Annotated in this window: 19 protein-coding genes; 14 read left to right on the forward strand and 5 right to left on the reverse strand. The window is 72.6% G+C overall.

Annotated elements, in window-relative coordinates; genetic code table 11:
* Nucleotides 1–22: 22 nt before the first annotated feature.
* Nucleotides 23–1,519 carry an FAD-dependent oxidoreductase gene (locus tag AC6EH9_RS03325; protein ID WP_498420522.1) on the forward strand — a complete coding sequence of 499 codons (1,497 nt, stop codon included), beginning with the start codon at nucleotides 23–25 and terminating at the stop codon, nucleotides 1,517–1,519.
* On the opposite strand, the gene AC6EH9_RS03330 is transcribed toward AC6EH9_RS03325, so the two are convergent.
* Genes AC6EH9_RS03330 through AC6EH9_RS03340 form a run of 3 tightly spaced genes read right to left on the reverse strand, consistent with a single transcriptional unit; the run spans nucleotide 1,447 to nucleotide 5,040 of the window.
* Entirely contained in the window at nucleotides 1,447–2,163 is a 717-nt protein-coding gene (locus AC6EH9_RS03330; protein ID WP_498420524.1) for a hypothetical protein, read from the reverse strand. The genes AC6EH9_RS03325 and AC6EH9_RS03330 overlap by 73 nt on opposite strands.
* A complete protein-coding gene (locus AC6EH9_RS03335; RefSeq protein ID WP_498420527.1) occupies nucleotides 2,163–3,449 on the reverse strand; it encodes a DUF4437 domain-containing protein in 1,287 nt (428 codons plus the stop codon). The genes AC6EH9_RS03330 and AC6EH9_RS03335 overlap by 1 nt, the downstream gene beginning before the upstream one ends.
* 43 nt (nucleotides 3,450–3,492) lie before the next feature.
* Nucleotides 3,493–5,040 (reverse strand): class I adenylate-forming enzyme family protein, encoded by a 1,548-nt coding sequence (locus tag AC6EH9_RS03340; protein ID WP_498420530.1) that lies wholly within the window; start codon nucleotides 5,038–5,040, stop codon nucleotides 3,493–3,495.
* Nucleotides 5,041–5,346: 306 nt separating this feature from the next.
* On the opposite strand from AC6EH9_RS03340, the gene AC6EH9_RS03345 reads away from it, so the two are divergent.
* The 5 genes from AC6EH9_RS03345 to AC6EH9_RS03365 all read left to right on the forward strand — a co-directional run bounded on the left by AC6EH9_RS03345 (nucleotide 5,347) and on the right by AC6EH9_RS03365 (nucleotide 13,419).
* Entirely contained in the window at nucleotides 5,347–9,024 is a 3,678-nt protein-coding gene (locus AC6EH9_RS03345; RefSeq protein ID WP_498420533.1) for a nitrate reductase subunit alpha, read from the forward strand.
* Nucleotides 9,024–10,664: a nitrate reductase subunit beta gene (narH, locus tag AC6EH9_RS03350; protein WP_498420535.1), complete on the forward strand. Its 1,641-nt coding sequence runs from the start codon at nucleotides 9,024–9,026 to the stop codon at nucleotides 10,662–10,664. The genes AC6EH9_RS03345 and narH overlap by 1 nt, the downstream gene beginning before the upstream one ends.
* Nucleotides 10,661–11,374 carry a nitrate reductase molybdenum cofactor assembly chaperone gene (narJ, locus tag AC6EH9_RS03355; protein ID WP_498420536.1) on the forward strand — a complete coding sequence of 238 codons (714 nt, stop codon included), beginning with the start codon at nucleotides 10,661–10,663 and terminating at the stop codon, nucleotides 11,372–11,374. The genes narH and narJ overlap by 4 nt, the downstream gene beginning before the upstream one ends.
* On the forward strand, nucleotides 11,371–12,144 hold the full coding sequence (gene narI, locus AC6EH9_RS03360; protein ID WP_498420539.1) for a respiratory nitrate reductase subunit gamma: 774 nt from the start codon (nucleotides 11,371–11,373) through the stop codon (nucleotides 12,142–12,144). The genes narJ and narI overlap by 4 nt, the downstream gene beginning before the upstream one ends.
* A gap of 117 nt (nucleotides 12,145–12,261) precedes the next feature.
* Complete coding sequence (locus tag AC6EH9_RS03365) at nucleotides 12,262–13,419, forward strand: baeRF3 domain-containing protein (protein WP_498420541.1); 1,158 nt, start codon at nucleotides 12,262–12,264, stop codon at nucleotides 13,417–13,419.
* A 393-nt stretch (nucleotides 13,420–13,812) separates the two neighbouring features.
* Here the strand turns inward: AC6EH9_RS03365 and AC6EH9_RS03370 are convergent, their stop codons facing one another.
* Together AC6EH9_RS03370 and AC6EH9_RS03375 are read right to left on the reverse strand one after the other, a co-directional pair.
* On the reverse strand, nucleotides 13,813–14,925 hold the full coding sequence (locus AC6EH9_RS03370; protein WP_498420543.1) for a TIGR04053 family radical SAM/SPASM domain-containing protein: 1,113 nt from the start codon (nucleotides 14,923–14,925) through the stop codon (nucleotides 13,813–13,815).
* Nucleotides 14,922–15,245: a DUF2249 domain-containing protein gene (locus AC6EH9_RS03375; protein WP_498420545.1), complete on the reverse strand. Its 324-nt coding sequence runs from the start codon at nucleotides 15,243–15,245 to the stop codon at nucleotides 14,922–14,924. Before AC6EH9_RS03375 ends, AC6EH9_RS03370 begins: the two co-directional genes overlap by 4 nt.
* A gap of 83 nt (nucleotides 15,246–15,328) precedes the next feature.
* Here AC6EH9_RS03375 and AC6EH9_RS03380 point away from each other — a divergent pair, with 83 nt between their 5' ends.
* From AC6EH9_RS03380 to AC6EH9_RS03415, 8 genes are all read left to right on the forward strand, one after another.
* Nucleotides 15,329–16,471, forward strand: a complete 1,143-nt coding sequence (locus AC6EH9_RS03380; protein ID WP_498420546.1) for a DUF8744 domain-containing protein — start codon at nucleotides 15,329–15,331, stop codon at nucleotides 16,469–16,471.
* Nucleotides 16,468–19,092, forward strand: coding sequence for a multicopper oxidase domain-containing protein (locus AC6EH9_RS03385; RefSeq protein ID WP_498420547.1), 2,625 nt, complete (start codon nucleotides 16,468–16,470; stop codon nucleotides 19,090–19,092). Before AC6EH9_RS03380 ends, AC6EH9_RS03385 begins: the two co-directional genes overlap by 4 nt.
* Nucleotides 19,093–19,124: 32 nt before the next feature.
* On the forward strand, nucleotides 19,125–20,195 hold the full coding sequence (locus AC6EH9_RS03390) for an FUSC family protein (protein WP_498420549.1): 1,071 nt from the start codon (nucleotides 19,125–19,127) through the stop codon (nucleotides 20,193–20,195).
* A 94-nt stretch (nucleotides 20,196–20,289) separates the two neighbouring features.
* Nucleotides 20,290–20,766 carry a VOC family protein gene (locus tag AC6EH9_RS03395; protein ID WP_498420550.1) on the forward strand — a complete coding sequence of 159 codons (477 nt, stop codon included), beginning with the start codon at nucleotides 20,290–20,292 and terminating at the stop codon, nucleotides 20,764–20,766.
* Between the two features lie 102 nt (nucleotides 20,767–20,868).
* The gene (locus tag AC6EH9_RS03400) at nucleotides 20,869–21,417 is read left to right on the forward strand and encodes a Dps family protein (protein ID WP_498420551.1); all 549 of its coding nucleotides are present in this window, start codon (nucleotides 20,869–20,871) and stop codon (nucleotides 21,415–21,417) included.
* 199 nt (nucleotides 21,418–21,616) lie between these two features.
* On the forward strand, nucleotides 21,617–22,573 hold the full coding sequence (locus AC6EH9_RS03405) for a sigma-70 family RNA polymerase sigma factor (RefSeq protein ID WP_498420552.1): 957 nt from the start codon (nucleotides 21,617–21,619) through the stop codon (nucleotides 22,571–22,573).
* 126 nt (nucleotides 22,574–22,699) lie between these two features.
* Entirely contained in the window at nucleotides 22,700–23,725 is a 1,026-nt protein-coding gene (locus tag AC6EH9_RS03410) for an iron-containing redox enzyme family protein (protein WP_498420553.1), read from the forward strand.
* Nucleotides 23,722–23,922 (forward strand): CDGSH iron-sulfur domain-containing protein, encoded by a 201-nt coding sequence (locus AC6EH9_RS03415; RefSeq protein WP_498420554.1) that lies wholly within the window; start codon nucleotides 23,722–23,724, stop codon nucleotides 23,920–23,922. Before AC6EH9_RS03410 ends, AC6EH9_RS03415 begins: the two co-directional genes overlap by 4 nt.
* The last annotated feature ends 10 nt before the right edge of the window (nucleotides 23,923–23,932 follow it).

The raw sequence follows: 23,932 nt of genomic DNA on the forward strand, positions 1-23,932 counted from the left end.
AAAGATCATATATGATCTAGGGATGACGGTTGAACGGTATGACCTGGTGGTCGTCGGCGCCGGCCCGGCCGGACTGTCCTGCGCGACGCGCGCCGCCCGCGGTGGCGCCCGCGTGCTGCTGCTCGAGAAGGACCGGCGCATCGGGGGGACGCTGCACCTCAGCGGCGGGCACCTCTCCGCGGGCGGGACCAGCCTGCAGCGTGCGCGTGGCATCGACGACGACCCGGCCCGGCACCTGGCCGACATCGACCGGATCAGCCGCCGTACCGGGCGTCGCGACCTGATCCGCCTGGTGACCGAGCACGCGCCCGAGGTCGTCGAGTGGCTGGTCGCGCGCGGGATGCCCTTCGACCCCGAGACGCCGCGGCTGGTCTACGGCCACGAGCCCTACGAGATCGCGCGCACCGTCTACGGCGTCGAGGGCGGGCTCTCGGTGCTGCACGTGCTCGAGGCCGAGCTCGAGGCGGTCCGGGCGTCCTACGACCTGACGCTGTGGACCCAGGCCCCGGTCACCGGGCTGGTCACCGACGGCGCGGGGCGCGTCGGCGGCGTCGAGGTCTACCGGGACGGCGCCGAGCACGAGGTCACCGCCGAGGCGGTGGTCCTGGCCACCGGCGGGTACGGCGCCGACCCCGAGCTGTTCGCCGAGCGGCACGGCGTCGCCCTGGTCACCGTCGCCTCACGCACCTCCACCGGCGACGGCATCCACCTCGGCCGCGCCGTGGGGGCCGCCCTGCAGGGAGCGGGCACCTACCTGCCGACGTTCGGCGGGATGCCCGACCCGCAGACGCCGCATCGCGCCAACTGGGCGGAGCGGGTGCTGCTCACCACCGAGCGGGCGCCGCGCGAGATCTACGTGGACCGCGCCGGGCGCCGTTGGATCGCCGAGGACGAGCCGTCGATCGACGCCAAGGAGCGGGCGCTGACCGACCTGCCGGACCAGGTCTTCTGGACCGTCTTCGACGACGACGCCGTCGCCCGCTCCGGGGCCGGGCAGCCCCCGATCGTGGTGGGGTGGCAGCCCGACGACCTGCGTCGGCACGCGAACGCGCGCCCCGGCGTGCACGCCGCCGACACCCTCGAGGAGCTGGCCGCGCTCGCCGGCATCGACGCCGAGGGCCTGGTGGAGTCCGTCGCGGCGTACAACCGCGCGGTGGCCACCGGCGTCGACCCCGAGCACGGGCGCACCCACCTGCCCGCCCCGATCGCCGTCGCGCCGTTCTACGCGCTGCTCAACCAGGGCATCGCCGTGGTCACCTTCGACGGTCTCGACATCGACGACACCTTCGCCGTGCGCGACCAGGCCGGGGAGGTCATCCCCGGCCTGTTCGCGATCGGTGAGGTGATCGGCGCCGGCGCCACCTGCGGCAACAGCTTCTGCTCCGGGATGCTGCTCACCCCGGCGCTGGTCTTCGGGCGGCTGCTCGGTGACCGGTGGGGCCGGTCTCAGAAGGCCGACGAGCCGGGCTTGATGACGCCGAGCGCGGCGGCGAGCAGCACCAGCGCCCAGATCCCGTAGACCCACGGCTCGCACCGGCGGATCGAGGCGCTGATCGCCCGCTCCACCTCCGGGGTGGAGCCGGAGGTGACCAGCTGTCCGAACGCCGGGCCGAAGGGCAGCAGCCGGCGCCGGATCATCACGCCGCAGAAGATGCACAGCGCGTAGGCCACCACCTTCGCGCCCAGCCACTTGGGGTTCGTGTCGACACCGAACGGGTCGGTGGCGACCATCGCGTAGAGCCCGGCCGCGCCCAGCCCGGCGCTGAGCCCGTAGCGCACCAGCAGGTCGGCGCGCTGCGAGAACCGGGCGATCGGGGTGTCCCCGCCGCGGTAGTCGATCACCGAGACCGCGAGCCAGGCCAGGGTGGCGACCCACACCAGCGCCAGCAGCCAGCCCTGCACGAAGAACTCCTCGCCGAGCGGGCCCCAGGCCATCAGCGTGATGCCGCTGGGCAGGATCAGCACCAGCGAGACCCGCGGCGCGATGTCGACGCCGTGCATGATCTTCGTCGACACCGCGCGGGCCTCCGGCCCGAGGTCGGACTTGAGGATGTAGCGGCTCGCGTAGTAGACGCCGACGTCGCCGCCGAGCCAGTACGCGAACAGCGCGATGTGCAGGAGGACCGCGAAGCTGTGTCCGTTGAACCCGTGGACGGCCTCCATCACATCCCGTCGCCGTCCCAGCGGCCGCGCGAGCGGCTGCGGACCGGCAGGCTCGAGAGGATCGGCGCCGGGATCGGGTCGCCCTTCTTCCAGGGGCGGCCCTCGGCCCAGTTGTGGCTGGAGCGCTCGTCGGCGTGCTCGGTCTCGCGCCCGCTCCAGCCCCAGTCGAGTCCGGCGGCCTCGGGGGAGTGCGCGTCACCGTGCTCGTGGGCGTCACCGTGCTCGTGGGAGTGGTCGTGGTCGTGGTCGTGCGTGTGCTCGCCGCCGCCGTGCCCGCCCTGGAGGTTGAAGGCGTCGAGCGCCTTGGCGATCGCGATGTCGGCCTTGTTGGCGCCTGAGCCGTGGTGGGCGACCGGCGCGTCGTGCTGTCCCTGGTCGCGCTGGAACTGCCATGAGGCGGTGAGCTGGCGCATGTCCTCCTCGGTGCGCCACGGCTGGGCCATCTCGTGGGTGGAGTGCGCCCACCGGGCGGCGGGGTGCGGCGCCTCGTCGAGGCCGTCGGGGCCGTAGTTCACGCCCTCGCCGCCCCAGCGGACCCACTCGTTCTGGGTGTACCAGTTGGCCAGCTCCCCGTCGGAGCGCAGCAGCCAGGTGGCGCCGCCCTCCATCGTGGTGAAGTGGCCGTGCTTGACCCGCGCGGGGCGGAAGAAGTAGGTGCCGAGGTCGAGGGTGCCGAAGTTGTACTCCATGTGGCCCTGGGTCGTGTAGGCCTCCTCGTAGCAGGGGTGGTGGGCCAGGCGGTGGTCCGACCAGCCCTCCTGCGCGTGCACCAGGCGGGTGTAGAAGCCGCTGACCGGGTCGACGTGGAGGTACTTGATGAACAGGCCGGGCATCGGCCCCGGGTTCGGCACCGCGTCCCACTTCATCGCCTCGGAGTCGATGACGATGAGGTCCTCGCGGGCGTCGGCCCAGCGGGAGGCGCCGGCCAGCGAGTCGACCGGGTCGAAGCCCGCGTCGCCGTACTCGCGGTAGTGCAGGATCTTGGTGCCCTCGGCAGCCTTGAGGTAGTCGATCGGGACGCCCTTGGGGGCGTAGACGTAGCCGCCCTTGCCGATCCGCCGCCCGCCGTAGTCGATCTCGCCCTCGAGCACGTAGTACTCGGTGTTGGCGTGGTGGATGCCGGGACCGCGGCCCCAGTCGGTGTGGAAGTCGACGCGCAGCGACGACGAGCCGTCCTCCTCGTCGACCGAGAGCCGGCGCTCGCTCGCGCGGCCCTCGCCGCCGGGCAGCTCGGCGCCGTGCCAGACGTAGTCGTCTTCCTGGATGAGCTCGACATGGGGTCGCACAGGTGCTCCTCGTTTCGGGTGGTGGGGTGGGTCGGTGGTGTGCTCAGTCGCCCGCGACGAGGCTGTCGCGCAGCTCGCGCTTGAGGACCTTGCCGCCGGCGTTGCGGGGGAGCGCCGCCAGCGCGCTCCAGTGCCGGGGCGTCTTGTAGCCGGCGAGCCGCTCGCGGCAGTGCGCCACCAGCTCCTCGCGGCAGGCGTCGTCGAGGTCGCCGCGCAGCACGACGTAGGCCGCGACCTCCTCGCCCCAGGTGCTGTTCGGGACGCCGACGACCGCGACGTCGAGGACCGCGGGGTGCTCGCGCAGGACGTCCTCGACCTCGCGCGGGTAGACGTTCAGGCCGCCGGAGATGATCAGGTCCTTGAGGCGGTCGACGATGTGCACGTAGCCGTCCTCGTCGCGGACCACCACGTCGCCACAGGTGACGAAGCCGTCCGCGGTGGTGCAGGCGGCCGTCGCCTCGGGATCGTCGTGGTAGCCGTTCATCAGGAACGGCGAGCGGCTGAAGAGCTCGCCCGGCTCCCCGGGCCCGACCGGCTCGCCCTGGGCGTCGACGACCCGGAGCTCGGTGAGGAACCAGGCGTGGCCGACCGAGCCGGGCCGGGTGTGCTGGTCGACCGGGCGCAGGTTGGTGATGATGCCCGCCTCGGTCGAGCCGTAGAGCTCGTGGATGCCGCACTGGGGGAACTGCGCCATCACCCACTGCTTCAGCGTCCACGGCAGCGCGGCCGCGTTGAAGTAGAGCGTGTCGAGCGCGCTCAGGTCGTGGCGCGCGACCGCGCCCTCGCCCAGGCCCTGCAGCATCTGCGCGTGGGTCGGGACCAGGAACGTCGACTGCACGCGGTCCCGTTCGGCCAGGGCGAGGAACTCCTCGGGATCCCACGCGCGCAGCATCGACACCGTGCCCCCGGCGAAGACCGGCGCGTAGCCGAACGCGAAGCCGGCGCCGTGGTACATCGGCGCGACGGCGGCCGACCTGCGGCCCGGGCCGAGGCCCCACTCCAGCGCGCTCAGGTAGAAGGTCAGCGCCCGGCTGCGGTGCGAGATCAGCACGCCCTTGGGGCGGCCGGTGGTGCCGGAGGTGTAGGCGATGCAGAACGGGTCCAGCTCGCCGACCGCGACCAGCGGGTCGGCGGCGCGCGCGGTGGCCAGCGCGTCCTCGTACGACGGGCCCAGCCCGGTGCCGTCGAGGCAGAGGGCGACCAGCCCGGTCTCGGCGACGGCGTCGCCGACCACGTGCGCCAGCGCGTCGTCGAGGACCACCGCGCGGGCCCCGGAGTGCTCGAGGATGAAGCGCGCCTCGGGGGCGGTCAGCCGCGGGTTGAGCGGCACCATCACCAGCCCGGCCTTGGCGATCCCGGCCGCCAGCTCGGGGTACTCCAGGCGGTTGCCGAGCAGTACGGCGACGCGCTCGCCGGGCGCGAGCCCGCGGGCGAGCAGCGCCTGGGCGAGCCGGCTGGAGCGCTCGCCGAGGGCCGCGAAGCTCAGGGTGCGGTCGCCGTCGATCACGGCGGTGGCGTGCGGCGTGGCGCGAGCGAACTCGCGCACGCCGGCGGCGATCGACAGACCGGCGCCACCGGGTTGGATCGGCATGCCGGCTCCCTTCACGATCAGGTGTTTCCTACACAATATACGATATTGAATCGGTGTCGAGAGGGTCTGACCACGGCCGATCGGCCCAGGGTCCCCTTTTCCACGGGGTCCAAGGTCCCGTGCGGTGGGGCCCAATCGCAGGTCCCTACGCGGCGCCGAAAGGGGAAGGTTCTCTCGGCGGTCGTCTCCTTTCCTGGAGGACGCCGTGGCCCGGCGCCACGACCCGCCACCCTCACCCCCCGAGAAGGAGCCGTCCTCGTGCGCCATGGAGAACCCCGCCCCGCCGCGTCGGCCAGTACCGACCACGTGCCAGGGACGGGCCCGCTGCTGGCCGCCCGACGCTTCCTCACCCGCGACACGGTGGGCGACTCCGGGCGCACCCTGCACCACATCGAGGGCGTCGACGGCTCGGCGTGGGAGTCCTTCTACCGCGACCGCTGGAGCTACGACAAGGTCGTCCGCTCCACCCACGGGGTCAACTGCACCGGCTCCTGCTCGTGGAACGTCTTCGTCAAGGACGACCTGATCACCTGGGAGCACCAGGCCACCGACTACCCGACGACCGGACCCGACTCCCCGGACTACGAGCCCCGCGGCTGCCCGCGCGGCGCGTCGTTCTCCTGGTACGAGTACTCCCCGTCGCGGGTGCGTCACCCCTACGTGCGCGGCGCGCTCGCGCAGATGTACCGCGAGTCGCTGGCGCGCCTGGGCGACCCGGTGCTCGCCTGGGCCGACATCGTCGAGAACCCGATCAAGACCCACATCTACAAGAGCCAGCGCGGCCGCGGCGGCTTCGTCCGGATGGACTGGGACGAGGTGACCACGATGATCGCGGCCGCCCACGTGCACACCACGAAGAAGTACGGGCCGGACCGGGTCGTCGGCTTCTCCCCGATCCCGGCGATGTCGATGGCCTCGTTCGCCGCCGGCACCCGCTACCACGCGCTGATGGGCGGCACCCTGCTCAGCTTCTACGACTGGTACGCCGACCTGCCGATCGCGTCCCCGCAGGTGTGGGGCGACCAGACCGACGTCCCCGAGGCCGGCGACTGGTGGAACTCCACCTACCTGGTGATGTGGGGCTCCAACATCCCGGTGACCCGCACGCCCGACGCGCACTTCCTCGCCGAGGCCCGCTACCGCGGCACCAAGGTGGTCGCGGTCAGCCCCGACTACGCCGACAACGTGAAGTTCGCCGACGACTGGCTGGCCCCGCACCCCGGCACCGACGGCGCGCTGGCGATGGCGATGGGCCACGTCGTGCTCGCGGAGTTCTTCCGCGACCGCCAGGTCCCCTACTTCACCGACTACGTCCGCAAGTTCACCGACCTGCCGTTCCTGGTGACGCTGCGCGAGCGCGACGGCGCCTGGACCTCCGACCGGTTCCTGACCGCCGCCGACCTCGGCGACACCGAGGAGGGCGCGGCCCACAAGACCGTGCTCGTCGACGACCGCAACGGCGACCTGGTCGTGCCCAACGGCTCGCTGGGCTTCCGCTGGAACGACTCCGGCATGGGCAAGTGGAACCTCGACCTCGAGGACGTCGTGCCCGCGGTCGGCCTGGCCGGCCACGAGAGCGGCGCGGTCGAGGTCGACCTGGCCCGCTTCGACATCGGCGACACCGAGGGCGGCACCACGATGCGCCGCGGCGTACCGGTCCGTCAGGTCGGCGAGCACCTGGTCACCACCGTCTTCGACCTGCTGATGGCGCAGTACGGCGTCAAGCGCGGCGACCTGCCCGGCACCTGGCCCACCGGCTACGACGACGCCTCCGAGCCCAACACCCCGGCCTGGCAGGAGACGATCACCGGCGTCCCCGCCACCATGGCCGCCAAGATCGGCCGCGAGTTCGCCCGCAACGCCGAGCGCAGCAAGGGCCGCTCGCTGATCGCGATGGGCGCCGGCGCCAACCAGTGGTTCCACTCCGACATGACCTACCGCGCCTTCATCGCGCTGGTCACCCTGACCGGCTGCCAGGGCGTGAACGGCGGCGGCTGGGCGCACTACGTGGGTCAGGAGAAGGCCCGTCCGATCACCGGACAGCAGCACATGTCCTTCGCCTTCGACTGGCAGCGCCCGATGCGCCACCAGGCGAGCACCCCGTTCTGGTACCTGCACACCGACCAGTGGCGCTACGAGCGGGTCCCGGCCGACGAGCTGTCCTCGCCGCTGGGCACCGGTCGCCTGGACGGGATGTCCTTCGCCGACACCGTCGCCGCCGCGCAGCGGATGGGCTGGTCCCCGGGCCACCCGGCGTTCAACCGCAACCCGCTCGACCTCACCGACGAGGCGGCCGCCGCCGGCGTCCCGGTCGCGCAGCACATCGTCTCCGAGCTGCAGGCGGGAAGGCTCAAGGCCACCGCCGACGACCCCGACGACCCGGCCAACTTCCCGCGCTGCCTCACCCTGTGGCGGGCCAACCTGCTCGGCTCCTCGGGCAAGGGCAACGAGTACTTCATGCGCCACCTGCTCGGCGTCGACTCCCTGGCCAGCGCTGAGGAGTGCGGCGAGGGCGAGCGCCCGCGCGACCTCACCTGGCGTCCGGACGCGCCCACCGGCAAGCTCGACCTGCTCACCACGATCGACTTCCGGATGACCAACACCGGCCTGCACAGCGACGTGGTGCTGCCGGCCGCCACCTGGTACGAGAAGCACGACATCTCGACCACCGACATGCACCCGTTCGTGCACTCGTTCAGCCCCGCGGTGCCGCCGCCGGCCGACGCGCACACCGACTACGACGCGTTCCTGGCGATCGCCGACCGGTTCAGCGAGCTGGCCGTCACCCACCTCGGCGTGCGCCGCGACGTGCTCGCCGCGCCGCTGCAGCACGACACCGCCGACGAGCTGGCCACCCCGGGCGGCCGGGTCCGCGACTGGAAGGCCCGCCCGGGCCACCCGGCCGAGTGCGACCCGATCCCCGGCGTGACGATGCCCAAGCTGGTCGAGATCGAGCGCGACTACACGCTGATCGGTGCGAAGATGCGCGCGGTCGGGCCGCTGCTCGACAAGCTCGGCACCACCACCAAGGCGATCACCGTCGACGTCACCGCCGAGCTGGAGTACCTGCGCCGCGAGAACGGCGTGGTCGCCGACGGCCCCTTCGCGGGACGACCGTCGCTGGCCACCGCGGACCGGATGTGCGAGGCGATCCTGGCGCTGTCGGGCACCACCAACGGCCGGGTCGCCGAGGAGGGCTTCCGTCGTCTCGAGGAGCGCACCGGCCAGCCGTTCGTCGACCTGATCGAGGGCCACGAGCGCGACCAGATCTCCTACCCCGACACCCAGCGGGCGCCGCAGCCGGTCTTCACCAGCCCGGAGTGGTCGGGCTCGGAGAAGGGCGGGCGCCGCTACTCGCCGTTCACGCTGAACGTCGAGCGCTCCAAGCCGTGGCACACGCTGACCGGGCGCCAGCACTTCTTCGTCGAGCACGACTGGGTCGCCGAGCTCGGCGAGCACCTGCCGGCGTTCCGTCCGCCGCTGAACATGGCGCGCCACTTCGGGCCGCCCGGTGAGCTGGTCGACGGCGGGGTGACTGTGCGGTTCCTGACGCCGCACGCGAAGTGGTCGATCCACTCGATGTACCACGACAACGAGCTGATGCTGGCGCTCTCGCGCGGTGGCCCGGTGGTCTGGATGAGCGTCGAGGACGCCGCCAAGATCGGGGTCGCCGACAACGACTGGATCGAGGCGGTCAACCGCAACGGCGTCATCGTGGCCCGCGCCGTGGTCAGCCACCGGATGCCGGAGGGCACCAGCTTCCAGTACCACTCGCCCGAGCGCACGGTGAACGTGCCGAAGACCGAGGAGAGCGGTCGCCGCGGCGGCTACCACAACTCGATGACCCGGCTCCTGATCAAGCCGACCCACCTGGCCGGTGGTCACGCCCAGCTGACCTACGCCTTCAACTACTACGGCCCCATCGGGAGCCAGCGCGACGAGATCACGGTCATCCGCCGTCGCGCGCAGGAGGTGCAGTACTGATGAAGCTTCGCGCGCAGGTCGCCATGGTGATGAACCTGGACAAGTGCATCGGCTGCCACACGTGCTCGGTCACGTGCAAGCAGACGTGGACCAACCGGGAGGGCACCGAGTACGTCTGGTTCAACAACGTCGAGACCAAGCCCGGCATCGGCTACCCCAAGCACTACGAGGACCAGGACAAGTGGCACGGCGGCTGGATGCTGGACCGCAAGGGCCGGCTCACGCTGCGCTCGGGCACCCGCACCAAGCGGCTCAGCCGGATCTTCGCCAACCCCGACCTCCCCGCCCTGGAGGACTACTACGAGCCCGCGACGTTCGACAAGGACGTGCTGGTCAACGCGCCGGCCGGGCTCAAGGACACCCCGGTCAAGCAGCCGCGCTCGGCGCTCACCGGCAAGCCGATGTCGCTGGAGTGGGGCGCCAACTGGGAGGACAGCCTCGGCGGTGCGCACGAGCGCGCCGACCAGGACCCCAACATCGTGAAGATGGACCCCGCGGTGGTGGCGGAGAAGGTCAAGTTCGAGTTCGAGAAGACCTTCATGTTCCACCTGCCGCGGATCTGCGAGCACTGCCTCAACCCCGCCTGCGTCTCGGCCTGCCCCTCGGGCGCGATGTACAAGCGCGAGGAGGACGGCATCGTCCTGGTGGACCAGGACAAGTGCCGTGGCTGGCGGATGTGCGTCTCGTCGTGCCCCTACAAGAAGGTCTACGTCAACCACGCCACCGGCAAGGCGGAGAAGTGCACGTTCTGCTTCCCGCGCATCGAGGCCGGCCAGCCGACGATCTGCTCGGAGACCTGCGTGGGTCGGCTGCGCTACCTGGGCATCGTGTTCTACGACGAGGACGCGGTGCTCGCCGCGGCCTCGGTCGAGGACGAGCACGACCTGCTCGACGCCCAGCGCGACGTGTTCCTCGACCCGCACGACCCGGCCGTCCAGCAGGCCGCGCGTGAGGAGGGCATGCCGCAGGAGTGGCTCGACGCGGCGATGGCCTCGCCGGTGTGGAAGCTGATCAGCGAGTACCGCATCGCGCTGCCGCTGCACCCGGAGTACCGCACGCTGCCGATGGTCTGGTACGTCCCGCCGCTCTCGCCGGTGCTCGACGCGGTGGGTCAGGCCGGGCGCGACGACACCGACGCCGACGACGTCTTCCACACCATCCGCGACCTGCGGATCCCGGTGGAGTACCTCGCCGAGCTGTTCACCGCCGGTGACGCCGACGCGGTCGCCGGCGTGCTGATGAAGCTCGCCGCGATGCGCTCCTACATGCGGGTGCGCACCCTCGACGGCACCGTCGCCGAGGAGCTCCTCGAGGGCATCGGGATGACCGCGGACCAGGTGGAGGCGATGTACCGCCTGCTCGCCATCGCCAAGTACGACGAGCGCTACGTGATCCCGGTGGCCTACAGCAAGGACGCCGCCGCGCTCGAGGCGCAGGCGGCCGCCCAGAACGACTGCTCGCTGGACTGCGAAGGTGGGCCGGGTATGGGCGGCGAAGGTGCCGCCGTCGGCGCGTCGGTGGAGAGCTTCCACCTCGTCGAGTCCGACGACGACGTCCGGATCGGCGGCAAGGGTCTCTCCTTCCGCCGCAAGGACGGCCGTCCCGGGCTGTCGATCGAGCCGGCCGGAGGCCTGGCGTGAGGGGCGTCTCGAGCGTCGAGCCGGCCGACCGCGTCCGGGTCTTCGAGCTGGCCGCGCTGCTGTTGACCTACCCCGACGACGAGCTGCTCGCGGCCCGCGACGGGCTGGCCGCGGCCGCCGCCGCGATCGAGCACGACGAGGCGCGCGAGGGTCTCCAGGCCTTCCTCGCCTGGCTGAGCGAGACCGAGCTCGGCGCCGTCCAGCGCCACTACGTCGCGACGTTCGACCTGCAGCGCAAGTCGGGGCTCTACCTGACCTACTACCTGCACGGCGACACCCGCAAGCGCGGCGTCGCGCTGCTCACCCTCAAGCAGCGCTACCGGGCACGCGGGCTGAAGCTGGCCGACGGCGAGCTGCCGGACCTGCTCCCGGTGGTGCTGGAGTTCGCGGCGATGGTCGGCCCCGGTGACGGGGAGGCCCCGCTGCGCCAGCACCGACGCGGGCTGGAGCTGCTGCGCGCGGCGCTGGACTCCACCGGCTCGCCGTACCTGCACGTGCTGGACACCATCACCCTCTCCCTGCCGCCGCTGACCGCCGCCGACATCGAGGCGATCGCCGCGCTCGCGGTCGACGGCCCACCGGTGGAGTCGGTGGGCCTGGACCCCTACGGCTCCGACCTGAACGGACCGGACCTGAACGGTCCGGACGAGCTCGCCCGGATCGGCGTCGCCCCCTATCCCACCTGCCCCTCGTCGGAGGTCTCGGCATGAACCACTTCCTCTGGGTCGTCGTGCCCTACCTGTGCCTCACCGTCTTCCTGGTCGGCCACGTGTGGCGCTGGCGCCACGACCAGTTCGGCTGGACCACGCACACCAGCCAGCTCCTCGAGGGCCGGATCCTGCGCCTCGGCTCGCCGCTGTTCCACCTCGGCGCCCTCGGCGTGATCGCCGGGCACGTGATGGGCCTGCTGGTGCCCGCCTCGTGGACCGAGGCGCTCGGCATCTCCGAGCACGCCTACCACGTGGTCGCGGTCGGTGGCGGCACCGTCACCGGCATCATGCTGGTGATCGGCCTGATCCTGCTGCTCGCCCGCCGGGTGCTGCACGGGCGGGTGCGGATGACGACCACGATGTCAGACCGGGTGCTCTACGCCGCCCTGGTGCTGATGATCGGGCTCGGGATGATCTCGGTGCTCAGCCAGTACGTCGGGCACGGCTACGACTACCGCGAGAGCATCTCGGTGTGGTTCCGCGGGGTCTTCTGGTTCCGTCCCGAGTCCGCGCTGATGGTCGAGGCCCCGCTGGCCTACCAGCTGCACGCCCTGGGCGGGTTCCTGTTCATGGCGATGTGGCCCTTCACCCGGCTGGTCCACGTCTGGTCCGCGCCGCTGGCCTACCTGTGGCGTCCCTACGTGGTCTACCGCGGCCGCAGCGGCGCGGTGCCGACCGCGTCGATGTCGCCCTCGCTGACCCGGGACGCGGCGCTGCCGCCGCTGGACCCCGCCGCGCTCGAGGCGCTGCGCCGGGAGTCGGTGAACTGACGTTCCCTTCACTGCGGGGGGGGTGTGCCCGGTGGGGCCGGCCAGGCATGATCGAGAGCCGGCCCCTTCGTCGCTGCGGCGCCTGGCTCGCAGCCTCCCGGAGTTGAAGGAGAGCGCATGTTCACCACGTCCGACCTGACCCGACTGGCCGCCGTCGAGACCCCGTTCGCGGTGTCGCTCTTCCTGCCGACCCACGTCGCCGGGGCCGATGCCCGCCAGGACCAGATCCGCCTGAAGAACCTCGTGGGCCGGGCCCGCGAAGGACTGGTGGAGGCGGGCCTGCCCGCCGGTGAGGCGGACGCGACGCTGAGGCCGGCGCTCGCCCTGCTCGACGACGAGTTCTTCTGGCAGCACCGCGACGCCGGGCTCGCCCTCTTCCTCGATCGCGAGGAGATGCGCTCCTACCGGGTACCCCTCGAGCTGGAGGAGGGGGTCACCGTCGGACCGGGCTTCCACGCCAAGCCGCTGCTGCCGCTGCTGGCCGCCGACGGCGGCTTCCGGGTGCTCGCGCTGGCGGCGCGCCACGTCACCCTCTACACCGCCTCCCGGTTCGCCCTGGTCGAGAACCGGGCGGCACAGATGCCGCACGGCATCCAGGACGACGCGGCCGAGTCCGACTACCAGAACCCGGTCCAGGCCTCGCCCGCCGCGCGCGGTGTCGGCACCGGCGGGAGCATCGCCAACTCCCAGGTGTACGGCGACAGCCCGCCGGAATGGCGCAAGGGCCAGCTCGTCGACTTCGCCCACAAGGTGGCCGCGGTGATGGACGCGGTGACCGCGCACCGCAAGCTGCCCGTCGTACTCGTGGCGGATGCGGAGCTCGGCGGCCACTTCCGCAAGGCCAGCGGTCTGGGGGCGCTGCTCGAGGCCGTCATCGACACCCACCCCGACTCGCTGGACCGCGCCCGCCTGCACGAGGTCGCCTACGAGGCGGCTCGCCCCCGGCTCGACGCCACCCGGCGCGACGCGGTCGCGCGCTTCGCTGCGCTCAAGGGCAAGCACGATCCCAAGGTCGCCTGGGGCCTGGAGCACCTGGTGAAGTCCGCGCACCGCGGCCAGGTCGAGACGCTGATGCTCCGGATGGACCCGACCGTGTGGGGCACCTTCGACGCCGAGGCCGGCACGATCACGATCAGCGAGACCCCCGACCCCAGCTGCCAGGACCTCGTCGAGCGCGCCGCCGCGATGACGCTCGCCCACGGCGGCGCCGTACACGTCCTCGCCGAGGAGGACCTTCCCGAGATCGAGTACGCCGCCGCGATCCTCCGGTTCTGAGGGGGCGACGCGCACTCGCTGCGCGCGCCTCGCAGCCGCCGCCCAGGCCCGGTCGTGTGCCTGAGCACGCGCTGCGGCGCGTCGTCGGACACACGACGCGGGCGCGGGCCAGCGAGGAGCGGCGTACGGCGTACTGGGCACACGGAACCCGCGCTTCCCACGTGTTCCTTCGTGTGGGGCGTGCGGGTTTCACACGTTAACTCGTGAATCCCGGGGAGGGTGGGGCCAGTGGGGCGCGGCGCACTCGCTGTGCGCGCCTGGCCACACGAAACTGGCACTTCCCACGTGTTCCTTCGTGTGGGAGGTGCGGGTTTCACACGTTAACTCGTGAACGCCGGGGAGGGTGAGGCCAGTGGGACGTTGCCCCCAGCCCAGCCCAGCCCAGCCCAGCCCTCAGCCGGCCCAGGCGGCCGGCACGTACGCGCAGGCCGGGTCGGAGGCGAGCGGGTCCCCGGTGACGGCGTACGCGCGGCCGCGCTGGCCGCCGCAGACGTCGCGGAACTCGCACACGCCGCACTTGCCGGTGAGGGCCTCGGGGTCGCGCAGGGCCCGGAAGAGCTCGTGGTTGCGGTAGACGTCGACGACGTCGTCGGTGCGCACGTTGCCCACGGAGATCGGCAGGAAGCCCGAGGGCATGATCTCGCCGAGGTGGGAGATGAACAGGAAGCCGCGGCCGTCGTTGACTCCGTGCTTGGGTCGCGCGAGGCCGTCGCCGAACGCGAACCCGGCACCGGAGACGCCCTGGCCGCCGCGGGTGGCCGCGATCCGTCGGTACATCGGCGCGGCGGTCGCCTTGACGTCGAAGTCGCCGGCCAGGGACAGCTCGAAGAGCCAGTTGAGCACCCGCTCGTGCTCCTCGGGGGTGATCATCGACAGCTCCTGGCCCCGGCCCATCGGCACCAGGAAGAACACGCTCCACTGCACCGCCCCGACCTCGCGGACGAACTCCACCATCTGCGGCAGCAGGTGCAGGTTGTGGGTGGTCACGGTGGTGTTGATCTGGGCACTGAGCCCGATCTCGTGGGCGTTGTGGAGGATGTCCATCGTCCGCTGCCAGGAGCCCTTGACCTGGCGGAACTCGTCGTGCACCTCCGGCGTCGGCGCGTCCAGGCTCAACGCGATGCGCCGTACGCCGGCCTCCTGGGCCCGCTTGAGCCGGGCGGTCGTCGGCAGCGCCGTCGCGGTCGGGGTGAGCGAGCAGCGCAGCCCCGCCTCGGTGGAGTACTCGATCAGGTCGAAGAGGTCCTTGCGCATCATCGGGTCGCCGCCGGTGAAGACCATGATCGGCGAGCCGAACTCGGCGAGCCGGTCGATCAGGGCGTAGCCCTCCTCGGTGCTCAGCTCGTTCGGGTTGCGCCGATGCTGGGCGTCGGCGCGGCAGTGCACGCAGGAGAAGGCGCAGGCCCGGGTCACCTCCCAGGCGATCGTGAACGGCGCCTGGTCGAAGTCGACCTCGGCCATCCACCCGTTGCGCAGGCTGCGCTCGAGCTGGTGAGTGGCGCTCATCGCGGGAGGATGCGGACGAGCTGGATCTTCCAGGCCTCGGGACCGCGCTGCAGGTAGCTGGTCTCGAACGCCCCGGGCTCGCGCTCCTCGAGCTGCGCGAGCAGCGGGAGCGGGTCGTGCGGCGCCACCAGCACCATGCCCGCACCCGGGGCGAGGCCGCCGAGGGCGCCGAAGATCGTGGCGTGGCGGATCGCGTGCGGCACCAGGCGGGCGTCGAGCTCGGGCAACCCCGCCTCGCCGGCCCCGCAGCCGCAGCCGCCGCCGCCTCCTCCGCAGCCGCCGGTGGCCCGGACTTCGGTGATTCCCAGATCGTGCGTCATTGCGCGCTCCCTCGACAGGCCCGTGATGGGCGATTCCGGCCGATGTTCAGCGGCCGAGATTCGATTTTAGTACAGTTTGGTCCGTGGAAAATATTGGCCTCGTCGCGGCCCCTCCCGCACGCCGTACGGCGGTGCGCGGCGCGCTCGCCGCACCGGCTGCCGTGGCCCTGCTCGCCGGCATCGACGCGGGCCTGGTGCTGCTCGGGCTGCCGGCGCCGGTGCGCACCGACCGCCTCCCGGAGGTGCACGGCGTGCTGATGGTGCTGGGCTTCGTCGGCACCCTGATCGCGCTGGAGCGCGCGGTGGCGCTGCGCCGCCGGATCGGCCTGCTGGCGCCGGGCCTGCTGGGCGCCGGGGTCCTCACCACGCTGAGCCCGCTCCCGCTCACCGTCGGCCGCTCGCTGCTGGTCGCCGGAACCGCGGCCCTGGTGGCCCTCTACGTGCCACTGTGGCGACGCCAGCGCGACGACGCGGTCCTCGTCCAGGTCCTCGGCGCGGTGCTGGCGCTCGGTGCCGCGGTGCTGTGGCTGGGCGGGGTGCCGGTCGCGACGCTGCTGCCGTGGCTGGTCGGCTTCGTGGTGCTGACCATCGCCGGCGAGCGCCTCGAGCTGGCCCGGATCCAGATGGGCCCCTCCGCCGGACCGCTGCTGGTGCTCCAGGCCGGCGCGCTGTGCGCCGCGGTCACCGCCGCCCTGCTGTGGCCGCGCAGCACGGTGCTGCTCGGGGTCGTGCTGCTGGTCCTCGTCGCCTGGCTGGTGCGTCACGACATCGCCCGTCGTACCGTCACCGGTACCGGGCTGCCACGCTTCATGGCCGGCTGCATGCTGGCAGGCTATGCCTGGCTCGCGGTCGCCGGAGCGGTTTGGCTGGTTGCAGGACCAACGTCCCAAGGGGGGTCCTACGACGCCGTCGTGCACGCGGTCTTCCTCGGTTTCACCGTGTCGATGATCATGGCCCACGCCCCGGTGATCCTGCCCGCCGTGCTGGGCCGCCGGCTGCCCTACCACCCGCTGCTGTGGCTGCCCGCCGTCGTGCTGCACGCCTCCCTCGTGCTGCGGATCTGGGGCGGTGACGCGCGCGGCTGGCACCTCGCCTGGCAGAGCGGCGGAGCCCTGAACATCGCTGCGGTGCTGCTCTTCGCGGGGATCGCCGTCTGGTCCGCGACCCGCCCCACCGCGACCCGCCCCACCGCGCCCCGCCGCACCCCGGCCGCGAGCCGCTCGTGAGCGCCCCGACGCGGCGCCGCGGCTTCTCCGCGCTGCGCGACCTGCCGGCGCTGCTGTGGCTCTCGGTGCTGGTGGCCGCGACCCTGGTGCACCCGTGGCTGCCCGCGCCGCGCTGGCTGATGGTCCACCTGCTGCTGCTCGGGGCGGTCACCCACTCGATCGTGGTCTGGAGCAAGCATTTCGCCGACGCGGTGCTGCACACCCCCACCGACGAGCGCGAGCAGCGCCTGCGCACGGTCCTGCTGGCCACCCTCAACGCGGGTGTGGTCGGCGTGATCGCCGGCGTACTGTCCTCGTGGTGGCCGATGACGCTGCTCGGCGCGGTCGCGGTCGGTGCGGCGGTGGCGACGCACGGGCTGCTGCTGCTGCGCCAGCTGCGCCGAGCGCTGCCGGCCCGCTTCGCCGGCACCGTTCACTACTACCTGGCCGCCGCCGCCTTCCTGCCGATCGGCGGTGGACTCGGCACGGTCCTGGCCCGCGGCCTGGGGGAGCGCTGGCACGAGCGGGTGCTGCTCGCGCACGTCTCGATCAACCTGCTGGGCTGGGTCGGGATCACGGTGACGGGCACCCTGGTCACGCTGTGGCCCACGATGCTGCGCACCCGGCTCGGCGAGGGCAGCGAGGCCGCCTCGCGCCGGGCGCTGCCGCTGCTGATCTCGGCAGTGCTGGTGGCCGCCGGCGGGGCCCTGGCCGGCCAGCTGGACGTCGTCGCCGCCGGCCTGGCCGGGTACGTCGTGGCGCTGGGCGTGCTGGCCGTGCCGCTGGCGCGCGCCGCGCTCACCCGCCCGCCGGCCTCGCACCCGACCTGGTCGGTGCTGGCCGGCGTCACCTGGCTGGTGGGCTGCCTGGTGGCGCTCGTGCTCGCGCTGGTCACCGCGTCCGGCTGGGCGCAGGCCGGGGAGCGCTTCGACTGGCTGGTGCAGTTCCTGGCCGCCGGCTTCGCGGCGCAGGTGTTGCTGGGTGCGCTGGGCTACCTGGTGCCGATGGTGCTGGGCGGCGGGCCGGCGCCGGTGCGCGCCGCCAACGCGATCATGGACCGCGGCGGGGCGCTGCGGATCGCCGCGGCCAACGCCGGGCTGCTGGTGTGCGCGCTGCCGGTGCCGAGCCTGGTCCGGGTGCTCTCTTCGATCGTGGTGCTCGCGGCGCTGGCAAGCTCGGTTCCGCTGCTGGTGTTGGCCGTGCGTGCCTCGCACCGGCTGCGCCGGCTGGCCGACGCGGACCGGGCGGCCGGGATCGCGCCGGTCCGCGCGCCGGCCGAGGCCCGCCCCCGCGGTCAGGTCGCGGGCCTGGCGGCGACCGGGATCTGCGCCGTCGTGCTCGCCGTGGCCGTCGGGGTCTCGCTGGACCCGCTGGCCCTGGGCGGCGCCGGCGCCCGGGCGGACGCGACGGGCGACGCCACGCCCACCGGCGAGACCACCACCGTCCAGGTCACCGCCGAGGACATGCGCTTCAGCCCCGCCGTGGTCGACGTCCCGCTCGGAGACCGCCTGGTGATCGAGGTCGTCAACGCCGACGACGACGTCCACGACCTCGTCCTCGACTCGGGCGAGGCCAGCGGACGGCTCGCGGCCGGACAGAGCGCCGAGGTGGTGGTCGAGGTGGTCGGCCGCGACCTGGACGGCTGGTGCTCGCTCGTCGGGCACCGGCAGATGGGCATGGTGCTCGAGGTCCGGGTGGGGGGCGCTGCCCCGACGGGGGAGGGCAGCGCCCCCGCCGAGCACGGGCACACCCAGCAGAACGAGCAGGAGTCCGCGGCGCGCGACCCGATGGCCGCCCCCGCGGCGGGCTTCGAGGCCCGCGACGCCGTGCTGGCGCCGCTCGGCGACGCCCGCGTGCACCGCCGTACGCTCACCGTCACCGAGGTCGAGCGCGACGTGGCGCCGGGCGTCAGCCAGACGCTGTGGACCTATGACGGCGTCGCTCCGGGGCCGGTGCTGCACGGACGCGTCGGCGACGTCTTCGTGATCACGCTGGTCAACGACGGGAGCATCGGGCACTCCATCGACTTCCATGCCGGTGCCCTCGCCCCCGACCGCCCGATGCGCACGATCGCGCCCGGGGAGTCGCTGACCTACCGGTTCACCGCGTCCCGGGCGGGGATCTGGATGTACCACTGCTCGACGATGCCGATGTCGGCGCACATCGCCAACGGGATGCACGGCGCAGTGGTGATCGAGCCCCGCCGGCTGCCCGCGGTCGACCGCAGCTACCTGCTGGTGCAGTCCGAGCACTACTACGGCGCGCAGGGCGGTCCGGTCGACGCCGACGCGCTCGCCACGGAGCAGCCGGACGCGGTGGTCTTCAACGGCTACGCCGACCAGTACGACCACGACCCGCTGCCGGCTCGGGTGGGCGGGCGGGTCCGGGTCTGGGTGCTCGATGCCGGCCCCAACCGGGCGACGTCGTTCCACGTCGTCGGCGGCCAGTTCGACACCGTGTGGGCCGAGGGCGCCTACCTGCTGCCGCGCACGCCCGGGGTCGGGGCGCAGAGTCTCGGGCTGCAGGCCGCCCAAGGCGGCTTCGTCGAGCTGACCTTCCCCGAGGCCGGGCACTACCCCTTCGTGTCACACGTGATGCTCGACGCCGAGCGGGGCGCGCACGGGCTCTTCGCCGTCCGGTGAGGGGTTGAGGCGAGCCGGTTACCGTGGGGAGGATGCTCAGCCACCCGATCACCGCCCTCGTGCAGCACCCGCGCGTGCACGTCGCGCTCAAGGCCGCGGTAGCCGCCGCGCTGGCCTGGCTCGCCATGCTGCCGCTGGGCGGCGTGGCCGACGAGTACCCCTACTACGCGCCGCTCGGCGCGGTGATCTGCGTGTCGACCACCGTCGCCAGCACGCTGCGCACGGCGCTGCAGGCGGGAGTCGCGATCCTGCTCGGGGCGGGCCTGGCGATGATGGCGCGCGCGGTCGACGTGCCCGCGGTGATCGCCCTGGGGTTCGTGGTGGCGATCGGCACGCTGATCGGCGGGTGGAGACGGATCTCGGCGATGGCGAGCTACGTGCCGGTGGCCGGCCTGTTCGTGCTGATCCTCGGCGGCAGCGATCCCTGGCACTACGTGTTCGGTTACCTGGGGCTGACCGTGTTCGGCGGAGTGATCGGCGTCGTCATCAACGCCGCTTTCCCCTCGCTCCCGCTCTCCTCGACCCGGCACACCCAGGACTCCCTGCGACGGACGCTGGCCGACCAGCTCGACGACCTCGCCGAGGGCCTCGAGCAGGAGCGACTGCTCAGCCCTGAGGAGTGGAGGGGGCGGCAGTGGGCGATCTCGCCACGCGCCCAGCAGATGCAGCAGATGGTGCAGGAGGCCACCGAGTCGCGTCGCGCGAACTGGCGTGCGCGCCGCTGGGCCGAGGAGGCGGACCGGATCTATGAGCAGGCCCGCGCCCTGGAGCAGCTCGCGTTCCTGGTCGAGGACATCACGGTCCTGGTGACCCGCGTCGAGCACTCCGACCGCGACGAGGTGGCGCTGGGCGCGTCGCTGCGCCCGCCCGCCGCGCATGCGCTGCGCCGTACGGCGGTGGCGCTGCGCTCGATCGACGGTCCCGAGATGGAGCCGGCGGCGCGCGGCGAGGCCGAGGACGCGATCCGTCAGCTCGCCGAGGCCGTCATCGCCGCACGCGCCGGGACCGACGACGAGCTCTTCGCGGCGGGCACGGTGGTCACCGCCCTGCGCCGGGCCCTGGATGCGCTCACCCCCGACGCGCAGCAGCTGATGGGGAGCTGACGGCCCCCGCCGCCGGGCCAGCACCGCGGCGATGAGTCGGCTGCGGGCGGCCGGTCTGTCCTGTCGATCCTCACCGACGACAAGGAGCTACGCCATGGTCCGCCTCACGCCCTCCCTCTGGTTCGAGAACGACCTCGAGGAGGCGATCGACTTCTACACCCGGGTGTTCCCCGACAGCGTGGTCGGCGCCGTCCAGCGTCTCGAGCCCGAGGCGCCCGGAGAGCAGGGCAGCATGCTGGCCGCCGAGCTCACCCTCGCCGGCACGAGCTTCGTCTGCCTCAACGGCCGCTCCGGGTCCGCGTTCACCGAGGCGGTCTCGTTCTCCGTCGGGTGCGCCGACCAGAGCGAGATCGATCACTACTGGCAGGCGCTCACCGCCGACGGCGGGCAGGAGTCGATGTGCGGTTGGCTCAAGGACCGGTTCGGCCTGAGCTGGCAGGTGGTGCCTGCCGACCTCCCCGCTCTGCTGAGCGGGCCCGAGGCCGTGCAGGCGATGCTGCGGATGGGCAAGATCGTGATCGCCGAGCTCCAGGCGGCCGGGGACGCGCAGCCCGCCGTGCCGAGCAGCTGAGCGGTGACCGGCCGGGCGCCGGGGCTGCCGGCGCGGCGTTTGTCGCCGGTGGGGCCGGGTACCCAGCAAGTGTCCTGTTCATCGAAAGCCAGGAGTGATCACGTGAGCGTCAAGTACACCGTGCCCGGACTGACCGCCAAGGACAGCAACAAGGCGATCGCGGTCCTGCAGGGACGGCTCAGTGCCTACAACGACCTGCACCTGACGCTGAAGCACATCCACTGGAACGTCGTCGGCCCGCACTTCATCGCCGTCCACGAGATGATCGACCCGCAGGTGGAGCTGGTGCGCGGCTACGCCGACGAGGTCGCCGAGCGGATCGCGACGATGGGTGGCTCCCCGCGGGGCACCGTCGGCGCGGTCGTGGCCGACCGGACCTGGGACGACTACTCGCTGGGGCGCGACACCGTGCTCGCCCACCTCGGCGCGCTGGACCAGGTCTACAACGGCCTGATCGAGGAGAGCCGCAAGGCGATCGAGATCGTCGGCGAGCTCGACCCGGTCACCGAGGACGTGCTGATCGGCCACACCGCCGAGCTGGAGAAGTTCCAGTGGTTCGTGCGCGCCCACCTGGAGAGCGTCTCGGGCAAGCTCTCGACCGCGGGGGCGGAGACCGAGAAGGCGGCCGCGGACAAGAGCCGCACCGACTGAGGGACTGGGTCGGTCGGGGCGCGGGGGATCCCGACCGGCCGGCACCCTGGTCCAGACCAGATTTCTGGTTTACCGTCGAACCACCTGGGAATGGTGATGTCGGTCGGCTCGGGCGACGACGTTCGTCCCGGGTCCGTGACACCCCACCTGCTGAAGACACCGGCGGGCATGGCGCAAGTTCCCCCACCAGGACGACCGCATGCAGCACACCCTGACCACAGCTCTTCCCCTCGACCTCGACGAGGGGGATCTCGCCGGGACCGCCCTCGCCACGCAGGACGATCAGGGCGCCGCCGACGCCGAGGAGCAGCCGCTGCGCGCGGAGGACCTCGACGAGGCGCTCGCCGTGGCCGACCGCCTCGGCGATGACCGGCTCTCGCGGGCACGCCGCCAACAGCTGACGGCGCTGCTCCTGCAGCGTGCCGCCGAGGCCGACGACGAACGGGTCCGCGATGAGGCTCTCGGGCGGGTCGTGGTCCTCAACATGGTGGTCGCTCGCTCGATGGCCTCGCGGCACCGGGACAAGGGCATCCCCCTCGAGGACCTCGAGCAGGTTGCCTATGTCGCGCTGATCCGGGCGACGCGCCAGTTCGATGCCTCGCGGGACCACAACTTCCTCTCCTACGCGGTGCCGACGATCCGCGGGGAGCTGCGCAAGTACTTCCGCGACCTCGGCTGGACCGTGCGGCCGCCTCGGCGGGTGCAGGAGATCCAGTCCCGGGTGGTCGCCGCCCGTGCCACCCTCGCCCAGGGCGGGGGTCCGGCGCCCACCGTCGCCGAGATCGCCCTCAGCCTCGACGAGGACGAGAAGTCCGTGGCCGAGGCCCTGGCCGCGGAGGGCTGCTTCTTCCCGACGTCGCTGGACCGCCCGGTCGGCGCGGACTCCTCGATGACGGTCGGGGACGGGCTGGTGCACGACGACGAGGGCGAGCGCGAGGCCGCCGAGGCGCGCGTCGTGCTGCGCCCCGTCGTACGCCGGCTGCGTCCGCGCGATCGCCGGATCCTGCAGCTGCGCTACTTCGAGGGTCGCACCCAGCAGGAGATCGCCGACGAGATCGGGGTGACCCAGATGCAGGTCTCGCGCCTGCTCACCCGGATCCTGCGCGACCTCGGGACCTGGCTCGGCGAAGACCAGGGCAAGCCCGCGGCGCGCTGAGCTGCCAACTCCGAGTGGGGCAGCGGGTGACGCGGCCCACCTGCGCCACCCTGCCGTGTCAGCATGACCGCCCACCGGGACGGGTATAGGGATCCACGTGTCACACCCCGGAAGGACAGACGAACGATGAAGCCCCCCACCCCGCGCGGTCCCCTGAGCGAGCGCGTGCTGCTCGCCCTCCAGGACGGCCCGGCAGGCGTCGACCTGGACGGCGACGAGCTGCACGCCGGTTGGCGGTCGGCTGCGGCCGCCGGCAGTCTGGTCGCCGACGAGGACGCCCAGCTCACGCTGTGGGTGCTCTACGAGATGCACTACCGCGGCTTCGACGGGGTGGACCCGGCTCTGGAGTGGGACCCGGAGCTGATCCGGCTGCGGCTGCGGCTGGAGGAGGCCTTCGAGGCCGAGCTCCGCGCGCGCACCGGCGCCGAGGTGCAGGCCGCGCTGGACGACGACCGGCCCTCGGCCGATCAGCTCTTCGGGCTGATCGAGGCCATGGACGGGGGCAGCCTGGCGTCCTACCTGCAGCGCGAGGCCGACCTGTCCCAGGTGCGCGAGTTCCTGAGGCTGCGCAGCATCTACCACCTCAAGGAGTCCGATCCCCAGGCCTTCCAGATGGCGCGCCTGGACGGCGCCGCCAAGGTGGCGCTGGCCGAGCTGCAGTACGACGAGTTCGGAGGCGGGCGCCCGGAACGGCTGCACGCCCGGCTCTACGCCGACGCCCTGCGCGCGGCCGACCTGGACGACGGCTACGGCGCCTACATCGACGAGGTCAGCGCACTGACCCTCGCGGTCAACAACGTGATGTCCCTGTTCGGGCTCCACCGCCGGCTGCGGGGCGCCTCGATGGGCCACCTCGCGGCCTTCGAGGCGACCAGCTCGGTGCCCTGCCGCCGGATCGCGGCGGGGATCGAGCGGGTCGGTCTGCCGGCGCCCGTGTCGGCCTACTTCCACGAGCACGTGGAGGCCGACGCCGTGCACGAGCAGGTCGCCGTACGCGACATCTGCGGCAGCCTGGTGGCCGCCGAGCCCGAGCTCGCGCGCGACGTGCTCTTCGGGGCGGCCGCCTGCCTGGCCCTGGACGCGCTGGCCGGTCAGGAGCTCGTCGACCGCTGGCAGCCCCAGGCGAGCGAGTCGCTGGACGCGGCGTCGTGACCGGCGAGCGCAGCGTCCAGGTCCGCACCACCAGCCCCGGTGGTCCGCTGCTGGTCCGCGGCGCGGACACGATCCGCGACGAGCAGGGCGTCGAGCACCCGGTCACCCGCCCGGTGGTCGCGGTGTGCGCCTGCGACCGCTCGCAGCGCAAGCCGTGGTGCGACGGCACGCACAAGTTCGTCCGCGCCCAGCGCTGAGCGCGCGGAC

This window comes from Nocardioides sp. Z21_20 (assembly GCF_059766585.1).

Coding starts and splice junctions, on each gene's coding strand:
- AC6EH9_RS03365 (WP_498420541.1), top strand. CDS start 12,262: ATGTTCACCACGTCCGACCTGACCCGACTGGCCGCCGTCGAGACCCCG.
- AC6EH9_RS03340 (WP_498420530.1), bottom strand. CDS start 5,040: ATGCCGATCCAACCCGGTGGCGCCGGTCTGTCGATCGCCGCCGGCGTG.
- AC6EH9_RS03325 (WP_498420522.1), top strand. CDS start 23: ATGACGGTTGAACGGTATGACCTGGTGGTCGTCGGCGCCGGCCCGGCC.
- narH (WP_498420535.1), top strand. CDS start 9,024: ATGAAGCTTCGCGCGCAGGTCGCCATGGTGATGAACCTGGACAAGTGC.
- AC6EH9_RS03375 (WP_498420545.1), bottom strand. CDS start 15,245: ATGACGCACGATCTGGGAATCACCGAAGTCCGGGCCACCGGCGGCTGC.
- narI (WP_498420539.1), top strand. CDS start 11,371: ATGAACCACTTCCTCTGGGTCGTCGTGCCCTACCTGTGCCTCACCGTC.
- AC6EH9_RS03405 (WP_498420552.1), top strand. CDS start 21,617: ATGCAGCACACCCTGACCACAGCTCTTCCCCTCGACCTCGACGAGGGG.
- AC6EH9_RS03395 (WP_498420550.1), top strand. CDS start 20,290: ATGGTCCGCCTCACGCCCTCCCTCTGGTTCGAGAACGACCTCGAGGAG.
- AC6EH9_RS03410 (WP_498420553.1), top strand. CDS start 22,700: ATGAAGCCCCCCACCCCGCGCGGTCCCCTGAGCGAGCGCGTGCTGCTC.
- AC6EH9_RS03330 (WP_498420524.1), bottom strand. CDS start 2,163: ATGGAGGCCGTCCACGGGTTCAACGGACACAGCTTCGCGGTCCTCCTG.
- AC6EH9_RS03370 (WP_498420543.1), bottom strand. CDS start 14,925: ATGAGCGCCACTCACCAGCTCGAGCGCAGCCTGCGCAACGGGTGGATG.
- AC6EH9_RS03390 (WP_498420549.1), top strand. CDS start 19,125: ATGCTCAGCCACCCGATCACCGCCCTCGTGCAGCACCCGCGCGTGCAC.